This is a genomic window from Pseudomonas sp. MWU13-2100, from assembly GCF_023242365.1.
Classification (GTDB): domain Bacteria; phylum Pseudomonadota; class Gammaproteobacteria; order Pseudomonadales; family Pseudomonadaceae; genus Aquipseudomonas.
In genome coordinates, this window is the sequence record NZ_JALLIX010000006.1 from 24,892 (window position 1) to 42,771 (window position 17,880).

Here is a 17,880-nt window from a genome sequence, read left to right on the forward strand (position 1 = left end):
TGGCCACCTGGCTCAAACGGGCGGTGGTCGAGGCCACCTCACGGATCGAACCATGGATCCGTTCGACGAAACGGTTGAAGGCCCCCGCCAGGTGGCCGAACTCGTCGCGCGACTGGATAGGCAGGCGCTGCGTCAGATCGCCATCACCCTGGGCAATGTCTTCCAGGGCGCGGGTCATGTGGTGCAAGGGTTTCATCAGCAAGCGGATCAACAGGCTGAGCAGGACGAAGGTGATAGCCAGCAGGACCACGGTCGCAATCAGTACCGAGAGACGAAACTGGGTCAGCGCCGCGTAGGCCTTGTGCTTGTCGACGGCCAGACCCACATACCACTTCACCGAAGGCAGGCCCTGTACCGGCATGAAGGTCAGCAACTGCGCAGTGCCCGCCTGCTGTACCTCGGTCAGCTCGGCGCCGATCCGCGTCGGCGCCATGCCGTAGACATCACGCAGGTTCTTGGTGACCAGGGTTTTGTCGGGGTGCACCAGGATATTGCCGTCGGCACTGACCAGGAAGGCATAACCGATACCACCGAAATCCTGCGCGTTGATCATCCTGGCCATCTTGTCCAGGCTGATATTGACCCCGAGCACACCCAGTACCTGGTCGCCGGACTTGATCGGTGCCGCTTCGCTCATGACCAGGTAGTCGCTGCCCACACCGATATAGGGTTCGGTCAGGATCGGACCGTTTTTAAGCGCATCCGAGTACCAGGGCCGTTGGCGGGCATCGTAGCCGTCAGGCATGACTCGCTCGGGGAAGATATCGAAGGCTCCGTCGCGCGTTGCCCTGTAGCTGGCGACGAAGGTCGAGGTGAGCGCAGGCTGTTGAAGCAAGGTATGGACCTTCTCCCTGGCGGGGTCGAGCGCGACGACCTGGGCCATCGCGTCCACCAACAGCAAACGATCGCTCAACCAGGTTTGAATATTCTGGGCCAGGACCTGCCCGCTGGTGTGCAAGTTGCTCTCGATATTCCCGCTGATTTCGTTGCGCTGTTGATAATCGCCATACAGTGCGAAAACCGCAAAGACCACAACAACCACGGTAGAAACGGCGAGCAGGATCTTCTGACTGAACTTCAAACGAATATTCATGGTTTTGGCTACTGCACAATGGAGGGTTTTTGTTTGACTTTATATCAAGGCAGGACAAAACAATGGGCAGGGCGAAAACCACCCTTAATGGGGAAAGTTTCAGTGTTACTTAAAGGGCTGTCAAACAACAAATATCCGGGGGCTGGCATCAAAAAAACTGATCGCCCCAGCGTTACAACACTTTCTTTACCGGTGTATGAAGTTGTCAATGTTCTATTTATAAAACTGACCTGATAACCAGCACATCTGCCAGACGCGGCCTACAAGGCCCCTTGCGCCGGCAATGCCACCAGGGCGATCAACCCGCCACCCGCCCGGTTGCGCAGGGTCAGCGCCCCGCCCTGCTCCAGCACAATCGCCCGCGCCGCCGACAAGCCCAGCCCGACGCCGCCGGTGCTCTTGTTGCGCGAACTCTCCAGCCGAAAAAACGGTTCAAACACCCGTTCAAGGCAATCCGCGGCGATACCCGGCCCCCGATCCTGCACGCGGATCAGCAGTCGTTCTGCGTCCGCTTCCAACTCGATCGATGGTGCGCTGCCGTACTTGATGGCGTTATCCAGCAAATTGCCGATGACCCGCTTCAGTCCCAACGGTCGCCCGAAATACACCCACCTGGACGGCCCCACGAAGTCGACCTCAAGCCCCTGGTCGCGATAATCGTCCACCAGGGTTTGCAACAACTCCGCCAGATCGAAGGAGGTCGCTTCTTCCAGGCGCGCATCGTCGCGGAAGAACTCGAGTGCCGAGTTGATCATTGCCTGCATTTCATCGACGTCGCGAAACAGGCGTTTTTGCTGCTCCTCGTCCTCGATGAACTCGCCACGCAGGCGCATACGGGTCAAGGGCGTGCGCAGGTCATGGGAGATGGCCGCAAGCATCTGCGTGCGGTCCTTGATGAAATGTTGCAACTGGGCCTGCATGGCGTTGAAGGCGAGGATCGCCTGGCGGATTTCATGGGGCCCGACCGGCTCCACCGGCGGCGCCCGGAAGTCGACGCCAAAACGCCGCGCGCCCAGGGCAAATTGTTGCAGGGGCCTGGCCAGACGGCGGGTGGCGATCAGCGTGACGACCGCCGTGGAAATCAGCACCAGCACGATCACTATGAGCCCACGCGGCCCCTCCTCCAGCCCCCAGCTGCGTGAGGCGGCGGAAAACATCAGCCAGGAGCCGTCGTCCAACTGGATCAGCAAGGCATAACGCCCGCCCGGGCCCTGCCAGTCGGAGGGGCGATAGGCCTCGATCCGGCGATGCGGTGCATCGAGTGCCCGGCGTATGGCTTCCGATCCCCGCCCGCGGACTTCTTCGACGATTTTCGGCTGGGCGATATCGCGGCGGCGGAGGTACCAGTTCACCTGCATGTTCGGGTCGCTGACCACCGCCGCCAGACGGGCACGCTGCCCGGGGTCGGAGGCTTCGAGCACGCGGCTGATGGAGGCGATCCTTTCCAGCAGGCCGGTCTCGATCAGGGAGGGATAGGCCCAGACACCGGCCAGCTTGACGAACAGCGCATTGAACCCCAGCGCCGTGAGCATCGCCGTCAGGATGGTCAGGGCGATCCAGCGGGCCACCGTGTCCCTTGGGCGATAACGTCCGGCTCCAAGGCGACTCACTGACGCGTCACATCAGGGCTGAACAGATAGCCGCCATTGCGCACCGTGCGAATCATCGCCGGGCGCTTGGTGTCGAATTCCAGCTTGCGCCGCAGGCGGCTGACCTGGACGTCGATGCTGCGGTCGAACGCGTCATGGCTGTGCCCGCGGGCCAAATCCAGCAGTTGCTCGCGGGTGAGGATGCGTTGGGGATGCTCGACAAACACCAGCAGCAGATCGAACTCCCCGGCCGACAGCGGGATCATCACCTGGTCCGGCGAACGCAGTTCACGTCGGGTCAGGTCCAGTTGCCAGTCGGCGAAGCGGATCAGCGGGCGTGGCACGTCACCGGTCAAGGGCCGACTTTCCCCGGCCCGGCGCAACACCGCCCGGACTCGCGCCAGCAGCTCGCGGGCGTCGAAGGGTTTGCCCAGGTAATCGTCGGCGCCCATTTCCAGGCCCACCACCCGGTCGCTCAACTCGCCCATGGCGGTCAGCATGATCACCGGGGTCGCGTACTGCCGACGCAGGCGCTGGCACAGCATCAGGCCGTTCTCTCCCGGCAGCATCAGGTCGAGGATGATCAGGTCCGGGGCCTGGCACTCCAGCGCGGCCCACAATGCGGCGCCATCGGCGGCGACCTCCACGCTGTAGCCGTGCAGCACAAAAAATTTCTTCAGCAGGGCAAGGACCTCGAGGTCATCGTCCACGATCAACAGACTGCTCACCGGCGGCCATCACTTGAAGTTGGAAAGAGCCCCATCTAAAACCATTCGCCGCGCTCCGTCATATATTTCAATGCGGTAACAAACCGTCAACGAAGCAATAAAGCAGACATCTTTGCGCAAGGCGCGGCTGCCAGCATCGGCCTCCCGTATTCCGCAGAGACCGTTTGCCCATGCCCCCGCTCAAGTGCTCGCCCGCCCTGCTCCGTCACGCCGCGCTGTTGCTGACCGTTTCGTACCTGGCCGGCTGCGGCAGCCAGGCCCCGGTGGCGAGCGCCAACTGCGCGCAAGTCGATTATCCGGTGTTCGACCCGGCCCAGCGGGTCAACCGGGGGATTTTTGCCTTCAACAAGGCGGTCGATGACTATGCCCTGGCGCCTGTGGCCCGGGGCTATCGCTACCTGCCGAATTTTTTTCAGCAGGGTGTGCATAACTTCACCAGCAACTTCGGCGAGCCCAAGGTGTTCGTCAACGACCTGCTGCAAGGCAACCTGAAACGTTCGGCCACGACCCTGGGGCGCTTTACCGTCAACACTACCCTCGGCGTGGTGGGGCTGATCGATGTCTCGGACCCGATGGGCATCCCCCGCCACACCGCCGACTTCGGCCAGACCTTTGGCGTCTGGGGCATCGGCAACGGGCCCATCGTCGAGTTGCCGCTGCTCGGCACCGGCAATGCCCGCGATGCCGCCGGACGGGTGCTGGGCCTGGCCTTCAATCCCTTCGGCAGCAACAGCGACACCATCAAGACCCTGACGACGGTCAGCCTGGTCGGCGGCGTGATCGACCAGCGCGCCGAACTGCTGCCGCTCACCGACAGCCTGCAAAAACTGCCGGACTACTACAGCGCACTGCGTAATGTGGTCGCCGAACACCGCGCGGCTTTCGTGGAGGAAGGCAAGCAGGGCAGCACCCAGCCGGAGAAGGACCGCTGCCAGGGAGCCGCCCGGGATGGTTTCTGAACGGCGGGCACTGATTCTGGAACAACGGGTGAGCAAACACGCCGACAGTGACCTGCACTGCCATGAGGTCAGCCTGCGGCTGTCGGACGATCGGCGCCACCTGATCCTCAGTAGCTATACCGAACACTACAGCCCGCAAGGTTCGCAGTGGGTCGAACGCCATCACCAGGTGCCAATGGACGATCTATTGCGCTGGCTTGTCCAGCGCGCCGAACACAGCGTCTGACACCCCGTCCTTGAGCCCTTCTCGCCCGCCTCGAGAGTGATCCGGCACTCTCGAAGCCGCTCAGGCGCCTACAGCTTCTTCTCTATTTCCCCCTCGAACCTGCGTAATACTTGAGCCCCGCACCTTCGGGATTTAATATCCACGCCGCTTATGTCGAGCATCAGTACCGGTTGCACGCCTGGCCCGCTCAGGTCGACACCGAGAAGAAAAACTAGAGAAGGTGAAGCAATGACGGGTGAAAACCTGACACCGGGTTTGCTCAAGCGCGGCCTGAAAAACCGCCATATCCAGCTGATTTCCCTGGGTGGGGCCATCGGCACCGGGCTGTTCCTGGGCTCCGCCGGCGTACTCAAGTCCGCGGGACCGGCGATGATCCTCGGTTATGCGATCTGTGGTTTCATCGCGTTCCTGATCATGCGCCAGCTCGGCGAGATGATCGTCGAAGAGCCGGTGGCCGGCTCGTTCAGCCACTTCGCCCATAAATACTGGGGCGGCTACGCGGGCTTTCTCTGCGGCTGGAACTACTGGGTGCTCTACGTACTGGTGGGCATGGCCGAGCTCACGGCCGTCGGCAAGTACGTGCAGTTCTGGTGGCCCGATGTGCCGTCCTGGGTCAGCGCGGCGGTGTTCTTCGTACTGGTCAACCTGCTCAACCTGACCAACGTCAAGGTGTTCGGCGAAACCGAATTCTGGTTCGCGATCATCAAGGTGGTGGCGATCATCGGCATGATCGCCCTCGGTTGCTACCTGCTGATCAGCGGCACCGGCGGCCCGCAAGCCTCGGTCAGCAACCTGTGGAGCCACGGTGGATTCTTCCCCAACGGTTTCAGCGGCCTGCTGATGGCGCTGTGCTTCATCATGTTTTCCTTCGGTGGCCTGGAGCTGGTGGGCATCACCGCCGCCGAGGCCAGCGAGCCGCGCAAGGTGATCCCCAAGGCAATCAATCAGGTGGTGTTGCGGATCCTGATCTTCTATGTCGGCGCCCTTACCGTGCTGTTGTCGCTGTACCCGTGGGACCAGTTGCTGACCACCCTCGGCGCTTCCGGCGACGCCTACAGCGGCAGCCCGTTCGTGCAGATCTTCGCCCTGATCGGCAGCGACACGGCGGCGCAGATCCTCAACGTGGTGGTGCTGACCGCCGCCCTGTCGGTCTACAACAGCGGCGTGTACTGCAACAGCCGCATGCTGTTCGGCCTGGCCGAGCAAGGCGATGCTCCCAAATCCCTGATGAAACTGAACAAACAGGGCGTGCCAGTACGGGCGATTGGGGTCTCGGCGCTGGTGACCTTGCTGTGCGTGGTGGTCAACTACGTGGCGCCCCATGAAGCGCTGGAGCTGTTGATGGCGCTGGTGGTGGCTTCGTTGATCATCAACTGGATCGTGATCAGCCTGACCCACCTGAAATTCCGCAAGGCCATGGAACGGCAAGGCGTGGTCCCGGGCTTCAAGGCGTTCTGGACCCCGTTCAGCAACTACCTGTGCCTGGCCTTCGTCGCGCTGATCCTGGCGGTGATGCTGATGATTCCGGGGATCAGTGTCTCGGTGTATGTGATGCCGCTGTGGGTGCTGTTCATCTATGGCTTGTACCGGCTGCGGCTGGCCAAGGGCCGGACGCGCACCGTCAGCTGAGACGCTGGCTTGATAGACGACTTGAACACTCAGGGGACCGCAAGGTCCCCTTTTTTGTGGCCCCGAGTTATAGAGAACTTTCTTTCTGCACTTCTGCGGCAGTGCCAAATAGAAAGCCCGACGTCAAAACCAGGAGCACGAAGGCGATCAGAAAAAACCAGACGCCCGAGCTTCCGATCAAGCCAGCAATGATCGGCATCGTGACAAACATGATGATCTTGCCCACCGTGGCAAACCCCGAAAGAAAGGTTGAGCGCAGGTTTTCCTGACAAGGACTGCGCCATCAGAACGACAAAGAACACCGCCCCCAGTAGCACGCCCAACGGCAGATTGCCGTGTTCGATATCGGCCAACACCTGCCAATACTGAATCAGCGACTGCAGCACCAGACCGTAGCCTAGCGCCAGGAGAATCACTGCCTGCCCCACCTGCCCGTTCTGCCTGAACACCTCCCTCATACTGGCCATATCGGCTTTCAAGCGCCCCATCATTGCGCGATCTTTGGGCGCTTTAAAAAAGTTGTCCGAGGGCAGGAACCAGGTAATGAGCAAGACCACCGACATCAGCAGCGCCGCCATGAACCAGGCTAGCCTTGGCTCCAGCGTAAACACGCCGGCTCCCAGCAAAGAGGCGATCCCCATGAAGAAGAACTGATTTTTCTGATAGCGGGCAAATATCGTCACGGCCTGGTGATCGGCGCCCTCGCTTTTCGACACATCATACAAATAGGCACTGAAGGTGCCTGACATCATCCCGAGCGACAGCGCATTAAAAAATTCCGCCAGGAGAAAGCCATAGAAGCCCTCGCTTATCCCGGTCAACGCCAGCCAAATCGCTGAGAAAAGCACACTCAACGCAATGGAAAACTTTCGACTGTAGTGATCGGAAAAATAAGAAAGTGGAATATCGATAAAGACGATGACCGCCGCCTGAAACGACTTCAACAGACCGATCTGCGGCAGGCTCAAACCGGCACGCATCAAATAGGCCACGGAGATGGCACCGATCAGCATTCGTACACAGCCATAGGCGATACCAACGATATGTACCGTCAAGGCAGGTGAGCGCATAAATACCTCCATGGCTGGCGCGTCGTCAGGCCCAGCGGCGCTGATGATCAGGGTGTTTCAACATTCTGCTGATTCCCCCTGAACAACCTGACGCAGTGACGAAGACCTCTTCGCAATTGGGGATCAGGGCTTGCCCGGATGCGGCGCCGGATAATCCCGGGCAATATCCAGCGGCCAGGCATACGGTCCATCCCACAGTTGCTCATGCAAGGCCTCGATCCGCTCGGCCATGGCGCTGTTGCGCATCACTACTTCCAGGTTGCGCGAGTTGTCGAGGTAGCCGCCGAGCCAGTTGCTGGTCCCGACCCAAGCCACCTGCCCGTCGATCTCCATGGTCTTGCTGTGGATAACTCGCGCATAGGGGATAAAGCCCTGCGGGTCCTGCGGCAAGGTGACGATCTTGACCTGCACATTGGGCAGGACCGCCAGGCTCTTGAGGTAGGCAATCTCCGGCTTGCCAGTGTTCCAGTCGGAGACCATCAACTTGATCGACACCCCGCGCGCCGCCGCCGCCCGCATGGCATTGTCGATCACCGCATAGTACGGACGGGTTTTATCCGGACCGTAGGACAACGGTGCATAGTCGAGCAGTTGCACCCGCACTTCATGCTTGGCCTCGGCCAGCAAGCGCGGCAATTCCAGCTGCGAATCGCCGACACCCGGCGGGTTGTAGCGTTGCGGACTGGCCACCAGGTAATTGCCGGTGCGCGTCGGCTCTTTCCCGACCTTGGGCAGCGCCACCGGTTGGTTGTCAGCCAACGCAGCCTGGGCTTTCCAGTCCTGGTCGAAGATCGCCTGGACCTGGCCGACCATCGTCGCATCGCTGATAAGCAAGCCGGTTTCATGAATATGCTCAAGCGAGCGCCAGTCGAAATTCTGGCTGCCGATAAACGCCTGCCGGCCGTCCACCACCAGGTACTTGGCGTGGATGATACCGCCGCTCAGGCGTGCGTACGGCAGCACGCGGAAGGTCAGGTTGGGGATCTTGCGCAGCCGGTCGAGGGTGGCGTCCTCGGAGAGCTTCACACCCTTCTCTTCCAGCAGGAAACGAATCTTCACGCCACGCTTGCCGGCGGCCTCAAGGCTGTCCATGACCTTGTCCATCACCGAACCGGGATGGTCCGCGGCATAGAACTGGCCGATATCGATTCGGCTTTTGGCGCCGTCGAAGAGCTCGATCCAGACCGGACCGGGTTGACGCAAATCGGGGGCGCCGAGATCGGTGGCGAGCGGGACGGTATGCACCAGCTCGAAACCGGGAATGGAAAAGTCCGCCTGGGCCAGCGGACTGAGCAGCAGGCCGACAAGGCCCGCCATGCCGACGCGAAGCAGTGTCGGTTGAAACTTCAGGAAGCTGCGCATAAGACTCTCTTCAATCAATGCACCGTCCCCTGCCGGCTCGTACCGACAGGGGGCGGAGAGGGAGCCGCGAAATCAGGCCGTCTGCAACTGCGCCGGGCTCGCCGCCCGATGCGGAACTTCAGCCTGTACACGGGCACCGCTCGACGCGCGGATCAGCAACATCTTGAGCTGGTCGTTGATGCGCTCCAGGCTGTCCTGGAAGAAGTTGTGGAACACCACGCAGAACAACGCGATGGCAATCCCCAGGCCGGTGGCGAACAAGGCCGTGCCGATACCAGCGGAGATCTGGCCCGGATCGGAGACCCCGGCACTGGCCAACGCCTTGAAGGTGTCGATGATGCCGAGGATGGTCCCCAGCAAACCCAACAGCGGCGCGGCGGTGGTGACGGTCTCGATGATCCACAGGCTGCGGGCCAACGGCGCGCGACTGGCCAGGTACTGGGTATCGATCACGTCGTCCAGGTCCTTGCGCGGCCCATGGCTGGCCTTCTGCGCCAGCACCGCCGAAGCCATGTCCAAAGGCAGGCTGTCACGCCGGGTCAGTGCCTGCGGCAGGTCCTTCGTGCTGTGTACATGGGAGCCCAGGGCCTCCATCAGCGCCCGGGCCGAACGCCGCACATAAGCGAAATAGATGGCGCGCTCGATGGCGATAAAGATCGCAATCGCCAGGGCCGCATACATCACATAGAAGGTGATTTCGTGAAGCAGGTTCATGTCCATGATCGGGTGACCTCGGTCGATAATAGGCGTGGGACAAACATCAGAAATTCGCTTCCAGCGACACGGTCACCGTACGGTCCAGGCCAACGATGTAGGCCGGGTCGCCATCGCGGAAACCGCTGTAGCTCGCCGAGTTGGTCTTGGTGGTGTACACGCCGTCCAGGTACTTTTTGTCGAACAGGTTGTCGACGTTCAGGCGCAGGGTCGCGCTCTTGACCACCTTCTTGTCCACCGGCAGGTAGATACCCGCGCCGAGGTTGAACACGGTGCGTCCGGAGATGGCTTCGTCGTTGGTCAGGTCGCCATACAGCTTGCTGGTGTATTTGCCACCGAAGGTGCCGTAGAACAGGCCGTCGTCATAACCGATATTGGCCGCCAGCATGTTCTTCGGCACGTTGGCGAACTGCTTGCCGGCGGTCGGCAGCAGGATCGCCTTACCGGCGTTGTAGACGGTCAGGTTGTCCTTCTGCTCGGCACGGGTATAGGTGTAGGAGGTATAGAAGTTGAAGTTGTGCGGCAGCAGCCCGCTCCACTCCAGCTCCAGGCCCTTGTTGTCGACACTGCCGGCGTTGATATCGGCGAAATCGCCGTTGATGTCCTTGGATGACACCTGGCGATTCTCGAACTGCATGTAGAACAGGGTGGCCGCGACGGTCATGTCCTGTTCGGTGTAGCGCCAGCCCAGCTCGTGGTTCCAGCTGGTTTCCGGCTTGGAGTCGATGGAGCCCGCTCCCTGGTCATACAACACGTAGTTCTGCGGCACGCGCATGTTGCGCGACAGGCTGTAGAACAACTGGTCATGCTCGTCGAGCTGGTATTTCAGGCCGGCGTTGGGCAGCAGTTTGTTGTAGGTCTGGTGACGCTTTTCCGCCTTTTCGGTAATGCTGCCGTGGTTGCTGCCGTCACGCTCGACATTCATGTAGGCCAGCCCCGCCACCAGGGTCCAGTCCGGGGCGAAGTACCAGGTGTCCTGGGCCCAGACTTTTTGCGCCGGAGTCACGGTGAAGCGGTCGCGCCCCTGAACGGTGTTGCCGTTGGCATCGACCACATAATCGGAATCCGGCCAGATGCTTTCCGGCTTGCCATTCTGCTTGAGACGGATGAACGGCTGGGTCTGGCTCTGGCGCGCACGCTCATACCAGTAGCCGAACTGCAGGCTGTGGCTGTCCAGGTCCCAGTTCAGTTTGGTGGTGATACCCGGACGCCAGGTCTGGGTACGCGAAGGCCGGTAGTAGACGCCGGTGTTCGGCTGGCCGTCGGCGTTGTACTGGGCGGCGGTCGGCAGGTTGCTCAGGTCAAAGACCCCACCGACGTTGGAGCCGCGGTTGAGCGCATAGGCCGAGCTGCCGACGCCGCTGCCGTTACCCCAGTAGTAATACGGGATCACCGACAGGGACAGGTTGTCGGCCAGTTTGAACTGGGTGTTGAGCACCCCGGTGAAGGTCTGGAACGGGTTGAGTGCCAGGCCTTCATAACTGCTGATCTTGCCGTTGCTGCCCAGGGCCGGGGTCGAAGGATACGGGTCATAGGTGCGCCCGTACTTCTGGAACTGGGCCTTGGTCAGCTGGCTGTAGCTGGCGTTTTCCTGCTCGTGGTACTTGAGGATCAGGTTCGCGGTGTTGCCGCCGCCCATGTCGAAGAAGCTGTTCCACTCGACCTTGTCGGCACGCTCGGCGCCGTTGCCGCGCCATTTCTGGCCTTCGGTGTGGGAGAACGACAGCCAGTTGCTCAGGCCGTTGACCTCACCGGTGTTGAGGCGGGCAAAGGTCTTGGTGGTGGCATGACTGCCGACTACTTGCTTGACGAAGGCCCCGGTTTCCTTGGTCGGGCGAATGGTCACCACGCCGATGTTGCCGCCACTGGAACCGATGTGCGGGCCGTCGGCCTCGGACGAGCCCTGGGTGACGAAGATCTGGTCGATGTTTTCCGGGTCGCCCAGCAGGTTGGCGTACAAGGCGTAGTTGCCGGAGTCGTTGATCGGCATGCCGTCGATGGACATGCCCACCTGGTCGGAGTTGAGTCCGCGCATGGTGAAGCGGAAGCTGCCCAGGCCGGTGGCGTCTTCACTGGAGATGTTCAGGCCCGGGGTGTACTTGAGTTTGTCGATGGCATTGCCGGTCGCGGTCTGCTTGTCCAGCGCTTCCTTGGTCACCGTGGAGCGCCCCTTGATGCTCTCCTCCTGGACCATGTAACCGCCACCCACGGTCGCCTTTCCCTGGACACCGATGGTACCGACGTCACTGTCGTTACTGTCCGCCAACGCGACACCTTGGCTCATGCTCGCGGCAATCATTGCCAGGTGAATCTTTGAGAACCTCATCACTGTATTCCTGCTTGTCGGTGCTTTATTGCACGCTGTAGTTGAAGGTGGCGGTGAAGCGTTGCTCGTTGCGTCCGCCAAAGGCTTGCTCAGGGAAAGGCTTGACCTGCTTGATGCGATGCAGGCTGTTGGTTGCCGCACGGTTGAGCAGCATGCTCGGCGCCGGGGTCTGGATCCCGGAGTCGAGGACACGGCCCTGCCGGTCCACCAGCAACCAGACCACCACCTCGCCACTGGGGCGTTCGAGGGAGGCCTGACGTCCGGTGGGGTACTGCTTGTAGGTATCCAACTCGTTGCGCAGGCCCTTGAGGTAGCCGCCTTCCAGAGCCTGGCCGTCAACTTTCGGCGGCGGTGGTGGCGCGGCCGGTGCCGGTGTACGGGCGACCACCGGCTCGGTGGCGGGCCGGGCCGCGACCGGCGGGGTTTGCGCCGGTTTGGCAACCACCGGCTGTGGCTTGGGCACGGGTTTCGGCTTGGGCTTGGGCTTGGGCTCAGGTTTCGGTTCGGGCTTGGGCAGTGGCTTGGGCGGTGGCGGCGGTGGCGGCGCGGGCTCGGCCTCCTCGTCCTCGATCACCGGCGGTGGCGGCTCTTGCGCAACCACCGGTTCAGGCTCGGGTTCGGGCTCCGGCTCGACCAGCGCCAGCTCGACCGCCGACTCGTCGTACACCGGCTGGACCTTCAGCGGCTGGGACTGGATGCCCATGGCAATCAGCACCAGCGCCACGATGGCCGGGACGCTGCCCAGCAACTGACGGACTCGGAACAGGACGTACATGGTCAGGACTTACGCGTGGCAATGGAGACGGAGGTGAAGCCACCCAGACGCAAGGTGTCCATGACTTCCACCAGGCGCGCGACTTCCACGCCCTTGTCGCTGTTGACGATGATCGTCGACTTGGTATCCGGCTTCTCCGCCGCCTTGAGCGCCGAGACCAGCGCGTCCACGGCAATGTCCTTGCCGTCGAGTTGCAACTGGCCGGCAAGCCCCAGGGTGAGGATGAATTTGTTCTGTGGCTTGAGTTGCTGCGAACTGCTCGCGCTCGGCAATTGCGTCTTCATGCCCAGCGCCGGAATCACGTTCAGGCTCACCAGTACGAAGAACACCAACAGGAACATCATCACGTCGATCATGGGGATCAATTCGATGTGCGCCTTACGCTTTTTGGGTTCGTCCCAGGTTCTCATTCCGATGCCCTCATTCGATTAGGGGCGCCAAGCTAGCAACGAAAAATGACCGAACGGTTAACATTAATTTACGATTTAAAGGCTCTAAATCGGGCCTTACAAGCTGTTACACAGTAAATTTATCTATGTAATGAAGAGGACACAAAGTTGGTACAGTCTTGCAAAATTTGATTGGACGGACCGCCCATCATGAGTGTCGCCTTACCTCACCTGAACACCCGACGCCTACTGTTGATGCCCTTGCAGGCGGAGCAGGCGCAAACGTTGGCGTGGCTGGCGGATGAACCGGAAATCGCCAGCAACACGGGGGCGCTCCCCTCGCCTTACACCGTCGAACATGCACGGGAATTCATTGCCGATCAGGAGGAGCAATACCGCTCCGCTCGTCTGATGGGACTGGGTATTCATTTGAGTGAAAGTCGTGAACTGATCGGCGTTATCAACCTGAGATTTTCACCGGCCCATGACAGCGCGCACCTGGGATATTGGATCGGGGCGCAGCATCGCAACCGTGGTTATGCCGGCGAAGCGGTCGGCGCGATGCTCGAGCACGGCTTTGTCGAGCGGAAGTTGCAGCGCATTGCCGGTCACTGTTTCAGGCGCAACAAAGCCTCCGCACGGGTCCTGGACAAAGCCGGACTGCGCTACGAAGGCTGTCTGAAAGGCGCCTTTCTCAAGAATGGCGTCTACGAAGACATGCTGCTGTATGGGCTGTTGCGTAACCATTGGCAATCTCTTACCTGATCATCCGCGAGCCGTGCCCATGAACAATAAGGTTGTACCGAGCGAAGGCGAACCCAGGGTCGACCAGGACCGCCGCCGAATCATCACCGGGCTGGCCGGAGCGACCGTGTTGTCGATCCTCAGTCCCTTCGCCCGCAGCGCGGGCGTCGACTACCCTTTCACCCTCGGGGTGGCTTCAGGGGATCCGCTGCCTGATGGCTTTGTCATCTGGACCCGGCTGGCGCCGCTGTTCAATACCGCCGACGGCAGCGGTGGCCTGAGCAAGCCGGTGCCGGTACGCTGGCGGGTGGCGAGCGACGCGGCGATGACCCGCATCGTGAAACAGGGCGAGGTGCTGGCCGACCGGCGCTTCGCCCATTCGGTACACGTCGAGGTCGCCGGGCTGGAAGCCGCACGGCCCTACTGGTATCAGTTCGAAGGGCTGGGCGCGCAAAGCCCGGTGGGGCAATCACGGACCAGCCCGGCACTGACGGCCATGACGCCGGCGCGCCTGGGCTTCGTCTCCTGCTCGCATTGGGAGCGCGGCTATTTCAGCGCCTACCGGCACCTGGCGGCGGAACAACCGGACCTGGTGCTGTTCCTTGGCGACTACATCTACGACAGCTCCTACGCCGCCGATTCGGGCAAGATCATCCGCCCCCATGGCGCCGGCAATGCCGTCGACCTCGCTGGCTATCGCAACCGCTACGCCCTCTACAAGACCGACCCCGATCTCCAGGCCCTGCATGCCTGCGCGCCCTGCGCCGCGACCTGGGACGATCACGAAGTGCAGAACGACTATGCGAACCAGTGGTCACAGGATCCGGCCATTTCCACCCGCGATTTCCTGCGCCAGCGGGCCGCGGCCTATCAGGCTTTCTATGAACATATGCCGCTGCGCGCCAGCAGCCTGCCCAAGGGGCCGGACATGCGGGTCTATCGACGACTCGACTACGGCCGGCTGGTGCAATTGCATATCCTCGATGGCCGTCAGTACCGCTCGGAACAGCCGTGCATTACACCCAATCGCAGCCGTCAGGGGCATGTCGCGGCAGTCGATTGCGCCGATCTTGGCGACCCGAAGCGCACCCTGCTCGGTTGGGAACAGGAGGCCTGGCTGGAACAGGGCTTTGCCCGCTCGAAAGCCCGCTGGAACGTGATTGCCCAGGACCTGCTGGTGGCGCCACTGATACAACGCAATCCGACCACGCACGAGCTGGGACACTGGACCGATGGCTGGGACGGCTATGGGGCGACGCGGGATCGGGTGCTGGCGTCCATCGAGCGCACCCGGGTGAGCAATCCGGTGTTCTGGGGCGGGGACATTCATTCGTTCTGGACCACGGACTTGCATGCGCGCTCGGGCGATCCGGAGTCGAAGGTCGTCGCGACGGAGTTTGTCGGCACATCGGTGACCTCCGACGGGCCGCCGTTCGAGTTGTTCAACGGCGTGTTGCCGCTCAACCCACATGTTCGCTTTTTCGACAGTCGCCAGCGTGGCTACGTATCGGTCGAGGTGCAGGAGCAGAAGATGCTGACGAGCTTCCGGGTGATCTCCGATCCCCGGGATGTGAATGCCAGCGTCTCGACGCTCAAGCAGTTCGTGGTGGAGAGCGGGCGGGCCGGGGCGATTGCGCTTTAGCCCGGGGAAAGCGTTATCGTTCATCGCCGGCCATCAGAGCGCTGCCATACCTGGCTCAAGGCAACCGCACATTGCCGTCATAGGGCGTCTGCAGATCCCGCTCCGGGATCTCCCAGATCAGCAACTTCGGCGGTGTCTGCTTGAACGCCGGGCTGTCGAAGTAGGCTTTCGCAGCCCCGGAAAACTCCCCACCATCCTTGGCAAAATTACCCACCGGCGCCCCCACCGCCGCCTCCAGGAAACCGACAAAATTCGAGTTGCGCGAGAACGATGTACCGATCAACGCGGTGTTCGGCAGATTGTCATCACCAAACAGATCGTCAAGGTTCTCGCCGGCCGTCGCGTCAGCCTTCTCCTTGACCTGCGTCGCCGCCACGCTCTCGGCCTTGGGCTGCCACGCCAACGGCAACCAGTCGATCCCCGCCAGACGCACCAGGTCACCCGGTCGTACGGCACTGGCTTGCGTATTCAACTCATAGCTCTTGCGCGGCGTCGCACTGAACTTCAAGGCTCTCATCGCCTCGGCAATCCGCCCCGCCGCCGCCTTGGCTCCGGCCTCGCTCCAGTGGGTATCGGTGCGCAGGAAAGCGCCCTCGCCCAGGGCCTGCAAGTTCGGCGTCAGATCCACCACCGCCACGCCCGCGCCTTGCAGCCCGGTCAACCAGGTGGCAATCCGTGGCTGGAATGAAGTCGGACGCCTGATCGAACACAACTGCGCCGCCACGATGCGGCTCTTGTCCGGCACCACCGCCACCAGCAATTCAATACCGCGCTTGTTCAATGCCTGGCGCAAATCAAGCACCGCCTGGGCCTTGGCCTGGGCATTGGCCGCCGCATTGCGGTTCAGGCGCAACTCATCACTGAGGAACAACCAGCCCGGACACCCCCCGCGCACCCGCGCCCCGAGGTCGCCGTCGATCAACCAACTGCCGCCGCGCTCGAGGTCGGCCGCCTGTCTGGGCAGCGGCGCATCCGACAGAGTCTTGGCGAAACGGTGGGTGATCTCGCCATGCAGGAGGATGTCCGGCGTCACCACCTTGGGCACGAACTCGATCGACCCCTTGATCATCAACCAGACACAGGACAAGGCCCCCAGCGCCAGGAACAGGGTAAAGACCACGCCCGCCAGGGGACTGGCGCGCATCGCCAGTGCGCTAGGCGGCGTCGGGGCAACGGACGGGGATTGCGTTGGCTGGTTCATCAGAATTGAAAGTACAGAAAGGGCACGGCTTCACGACTGGCGATCAGAGCGAACGACAGGGTGAACCCGAGCACGGGCCAAAGGGCCGCAGCCAACACGAACAGCTCGCTGCCTGCGAAGCGTCTTTCCACACGGGGCTGCAACAGCGGCGCAAGAATGCACGCCAGCCCGAGCAACGCCGCCAATCCATGCACCGGGCGCAAGGTCACGGCCAGGGCGTCGCCGAGGGCAAAACCGTGCTGGCCGAACTGGCCGCCATACATGCTCAGGGCCGTGGCGAAGTCCGGCGAGCGGAACAGCGTCCAGGCCAGGCACACGAACAACAGCGTGGCCACATGACAGGCCCAGAGCGGCAGGCCCGGCAGGCTGGAGCGCGACCAGGCCCGGTCGACGCACAAGGCCACGCCATGGGCCGAGCCCCAGAGCAGGTAGTTCCAACTGTCACCGCCATGCCAAAGCCCGGCGATGGCCATGGTCAGGAACAGGTTGCGATAGGTTTTCCACACGCCTTTGCGATTGCCGCCCAAGGCGATGTACAGGTAGTCGCGCAGCCAACTGGACAATGACAGGTGCCAGCGCCGCCAGAAGTCCTGGATGCTGTAGGCCAGGTACGGGCGATTGAAGTTTTCCGGAAAGTGAAAACCCAGCATCAATCCCAGGCCGATGGCCATGGCGCTGTAGCCGGCGAAGTCGAAGAACAGTTGCAGCGAATACGCCAGGCAACCGATCCAGGCGTCGACAAAGGACGGGTTGTCCAGGTGAAAGGCCACGTCCACCAGCGGCGACAAGGTGTCGGCCACCAGTACTTTCATGCACAGGCCGATCATGAACCGGCGCGCGCCGAGGGAAAAATTGAACCAGTTGAAATAGCGCTGGTTCAGTTCCCGGCGAACCCAGTCATAACGAATGATGGGCCCGGCAATCGAGTGGCCGAACATGGAGATGTAGGTGGCATAGTTGATGAAGCTGCGCTCCACCGGCACCACATGCCGATGCACATCCACCAGGTAGGAGATCGCCTGCAGGACGATAAATGACAACCCCGCCGGCAAGGCCACCCGTTGCCAGTCCATGGGCATGGCGCCGTAATAGGTGATCAACTGGTTCCAGGTCGCGGCGAAGATATTGGCGTACTTGTACCAGCAGAGCACCACGGTGTTGATCGCGATCAGCGCGATCAACAACCGTATCCGTCCCCGCGAATCTTCCCGCGAGCGGTCGACCAGCAGCCCGCCGACCCAGGCCAGCAGGGTCAACACCATGTGCAGGAACAGGAACAACGGGCTCAGCCAGCCATAGAACAGCCAGCTGCCGATCAGCAGGATGACGTTACGCCAGCCCGGTCGGGCCAGCGCATAGACCAGCAGAAACACTGGCAGGAACAGCGTCAGGAATTCAAGCGAGGCGAAAACCATGGCAACGGGCGCTTCCGA

At 61.7% G+C, this 17,880-nt stretch carries 15 protein-coding genes and 1 pseudogene; 5 read left to right on the top strand and 11 right to left on the bottom strand.

Translation table 11 applies throughout. From position 1 onward, the window contains the following. Positions 1–64: 64 nt before the first annotated feature. The 3 genes and pseudogenes from M5B99_RS30140 to M5B99_RS06335 form a co-directional block, all read right to left on the bottom strand. A pseudogene (locus tag M5B99_RS30140) lies at positions 65–1,093 on the bottom strand (cache domain-containing protein); the annotation flags it as partial. A gap of 260 nt (positions 1,094–1,353) precedes the next feature. Further along, the gene (locus M5B99_RS06330) at positions 1,354–2,625 is read right to left on the bottom strand and encodes a sensor histidine kinase (RefSeq protein ID WP_248803346.1); all 1,272 of its coding nucleotides are present in this window, start codon (positions 2,623–2,625) and stop codon (positions 1,354–1,356) included. Between the two features lie 74 nt (positions 2,626–2,699). Further along, positions 2,700–3,410: a response regulator gene (locus M5B99_RS06335; protein WP_248803227.1), complete on the bottom strand. Its 711-nt coding sequence runs from the start codon at positions 3,408–3,410 to the stop codon at positions 2,700–2,702. A gap of 170 nt (positions 3,411–3,580) precedes the next feature. Between M5B99_RS06335 and M5B99_RS06340 the strand changes: the two genes are divergently transcribed. The 3 genes from M5B99_RS06340 to M5B99_RS06350 all read left to right on the top strand — a co-directional run bounded on the left by M5B99_RS06340 (position 3,581) and on the right by M5B99_RS06350 (position 6,224). After that, entirely contained in the window at positions 3,581–4,369 is a 789-nt protein-coding gene (locus M5B99_RS06340; protein ID WP_248803228.1) for a VacJ family lipoprotein, read from the top strand. Further along, positions 4,359–4,595 (top strand): hypothetical protein, encoded by a 237-nt coding sequence (locus tag M5B99_RS06345; RefSeq protein ID WP_248803229.1) that lies wholly within the window; start codon positions 4,359–4,361, stop codon positions 4,593–4,595. Before M5B99_RS06340 ends, M5B99_RS06345 begins: the two co-directional genes overlap by 11 nt. Positions 4,596–4,823: 228 nt before the next feature. Next, the gene (locus M5B99_RS06350; RefSeq protein ID WP_248803230.1) at positions 4,824–6,224 is read left to right on the top strand and encodes an amino acid permease; all 1,401 of its coding nucleotides are present in this window, start codon (positions 4,824–4,826) and stop codon (positions 6,222–6,224) included. Positions 6,225–6,253: 29 nt separating this feature from the next. Here the strand turns inward: M5B99_RS06350 and M5B99_RS06355 are convergent, their stop codons facing one another. From M5B99_RS06355 to M5B99_RS06380, 6 genes are all read right to left on the bottom strand, one after another. Then, the gene (locus M5B99_RS06355) at positions 6,254–7,294 is read right to left on the bottom strand and encodes an MFS transporter (protein WP_248803231.1); all 1,041 of its coding nucleotides are present in this window, start codon (positions 7,292–7,294) and stop codon (positions 6,254–6,256) included. A gap of 123 nt (positions 7,295–7,417) precedes the next feature. Beyond that, on the bottom strand, positions 7,418–8,656 hold the full coding sequence (locus tag M5B99_RS06360; RefSeq protein WP_248803232.1) for a phospholipase D-like domain-containing protein: 1,239 nt from the start codon (positions 8,654–8,656) through the stop codon (positions 7,418–7,420). A gap of 72 nt (positions 8,657–8,728) precedes the next feature. Continuing rightward, positions 8,729–9,376: a MotA/TolQ/ExbB proton channel family protein gene (locus M5B99_RS06365; protein WP_248803233.1), complete on the bottom strand. Its 648-nt coding sequence runs from the start codon at positions 9,374–9,376 to the stop codon at positions 8,729–8,731. Positions 9,377–9,416: 40 nt separating this feature from the next. Then, positions 9,417–11,696: a TonB-dependent receptor gene (locus tag M5B99_RS06370; RefSeq protein ID WP_248803234.1), complete on the bottom strand. Its 2,280-nt coding sequence runs from the start codon at positions 11,694–11,696 to the stop codon at positions 9,417–9,419. Positions 11,697–11,721: 25 nt separating this feature from the next. Continuing rightward, positions 11,722–12,471 carry an energy transducer TonB gene (locus tag M5B99_RS06375; protein WP_248803235.1) on the bottom strand — a complete coding sequence of 250 codons (750 nt, stop codon included), beginning with the start codon at positions 12,469–12,471 and terminating at the stop codon, positions 11,722–11,724. Positions 12,472–12,473: 2 nt separating this feature from the next. Beyond that, positions 12,474–12,881: an ExbD/TolR family protein gene (locus tag M5B99_RS06380; protein ID WP_218225620.1), complete on the bottom strand. Its 408-nt coding sequence runs from the start codon at positions 12,879–12,881 to the stop codon at positions 12,474–12,476. A 189-nt stretch (positions 12,882–13,070) separates the two neighbouring features. On the opposite strand from M5B99_RS06380, the gene M5B99_RS06385 reads away from it, so the two are divergent. Together M5B99_RS06385 and M5B99_RS06390 are read left to right on the top strand one after the other, a co-directional pair. Beyond that, entirely contained in the window at positions 13,071–13,625 is a 555-nt protein-coding gene (locus tag M5B99_RS06385) for a GNAT family N-acetyltransferase (RefSeq protein WP_248803236.1), read from the top strand. 19 nt (positions 13,626–13,644) lie between these two features. After that, a complete protein-coding gene (locus M5B99_RS06390) occupies positions 13,645–15,246 on the top strand; it encodes an alkaline phosphatase D family protein (protein WP_248803237.1) in 1,602 nt (533 codons plus the stop codon). A 55-nt stretch (positions 15,247–15,301) separates the two neighbouring features. Here M5B99_RS06390 and M5B99_RS06395 read toward each other — a convergent pair whose 3' ends face one another. Together M5B99_RS06395 and M5B99_RS06400 are read right to left on the bottom strand one after the other, a co-directional pair. Continuing rightward, positions 15,302–16,447, bottom strand: a complete 1,146-nt coding sequence (locus tag M5B99_RS06395) for an alginate O-acetyltransferase AlgX-related protein (RefSeq protein ID WP_412548694.1) — start codon at positions 16,445–16,447, stop codon at positions 15,302–15,304. Next, entirely contained in the window at positions 16,447–17,862 is a 1,416-nt protein-coding gene (locus M5B99_RS06400) for an MBOAT family O-acyltransferase (protein ID WP_248803239.1), read from the bottom strand. The genes M5B99_RS06395 and M5B99_RS06400 overlap by 1 nt, the downstream gene beginning before the upstream one ends. Positions 17,863–17,880 lie beyond the last annotated feature (18 nt).

What these genes read in the sequence shown, in the direction of transcription:
- M5B99_RS06330 (WP_248803346.1), bottom strand. Translation starts at nt 2,625, where the DNA reads ATGCTCACGGCGCTGGGGTTCAATGCGCTGTTCGTCAAGCTGGCCGGT.
- M5B99_RS06340 (WP_248803228.1), top strand. Translation starts at nt 3,581, where the DNA reads ATGCCCCCGCTCAAGTGCTCGCCCGCCCTGCTCCGTCACGCCGCGCTG.
- M5B99_RS06345 (WP_248803229.1), top strand. Translation starts at nt 4,359, where the DNA reads ATGGTTTCTGAACGGCGGGCACTGATTCTGGAACAACGGGTGAGCAAA.
- M5B99_RS06350 (WP_248803230.1), top strand. Translation starts at nt 4,824, where the DNA reads ATGACGGGTGAAAACCTGACACCGGGTTTGCTCAAGCGCGGCCTGAAA.
- M5B99_RS06355 (WP_248803231.1), bottom strand. Translation starts at nt 7,294, where the DNA reads ATGCGCTCACCTGCCTTGACGGTACATATCGTTGGTATCGCCTATGGC.
- M5B99_RS06360 (WP_248803232.1), bottom strand. Translation starts at nt 8,656, where the DNA reads ATGCGCAGCTTCCTGAAGTTTCAACCGACACTGCTTCGCGTCGGCATG.
- M5B99_RS06365 (WP_248803233.1), bottom strand. Translation starts at nt 9,376, where the DNA reads ATGGACATGAACCTGCTTCACGAAATCACCTTCTATGTGATGTATGCG.
- M5B99_RS06370 (WP_248803234.1), bottom strand. Translation starts at nt 11,696, where the DNA reads ATGAGGTTCTCAAAGATTCACCTGGCAATGATTGCCGCGAGCATGAGC.
- M5B99_RS06375 (WP_248803235.1), bottom strand. Translation starts at nt 12,471, where the DNA reads ATGTACGTCCTGTTCCGAGTCCGTCAGTTGCTGGGCAGCGTCCCGGCC.
- M5B99_RS06380 (WP_218225620.1), bottom strand. Translation starts at nt 12,881, where the DNA reads ATGAGAACCTGGGACGAACCCAAAAAGCGTAAGGCGCACATCGAATTG.
- M5B99_RS06385 (WP_248803236.1), top strand. Translation starts at nt 13,071, where the DNA reads ATGAGTGTCGCCTTACCTCACCTGAACACCCGACGCCTACTGTTGATG.
- M5B99_RS06390 (WP_248803237.1), top strand. Translation starts at nt 13,645, where the DNA reads ATGAACAATAAGGTTGTACCGAGCGAAGGCGAACCCAGGGTCGACCAG.
- M5B99_RS06395 (WP_412548694.1), bottom strand. Translation starts at nt 16,447, where the DNA reads ATGAACCAGCCAACGCAATCCCCGTCCGTTGCCCCGACGCCGCCTAGC.
- M5B99_RS06400 (WP_248803239.1), bottom strand. Translation starts at nt 17,862, where the DNA reads ATGGTTTTCGCCTCGCTTGAATTCCTGACGCTGTTCCTGCCAGTGTTT.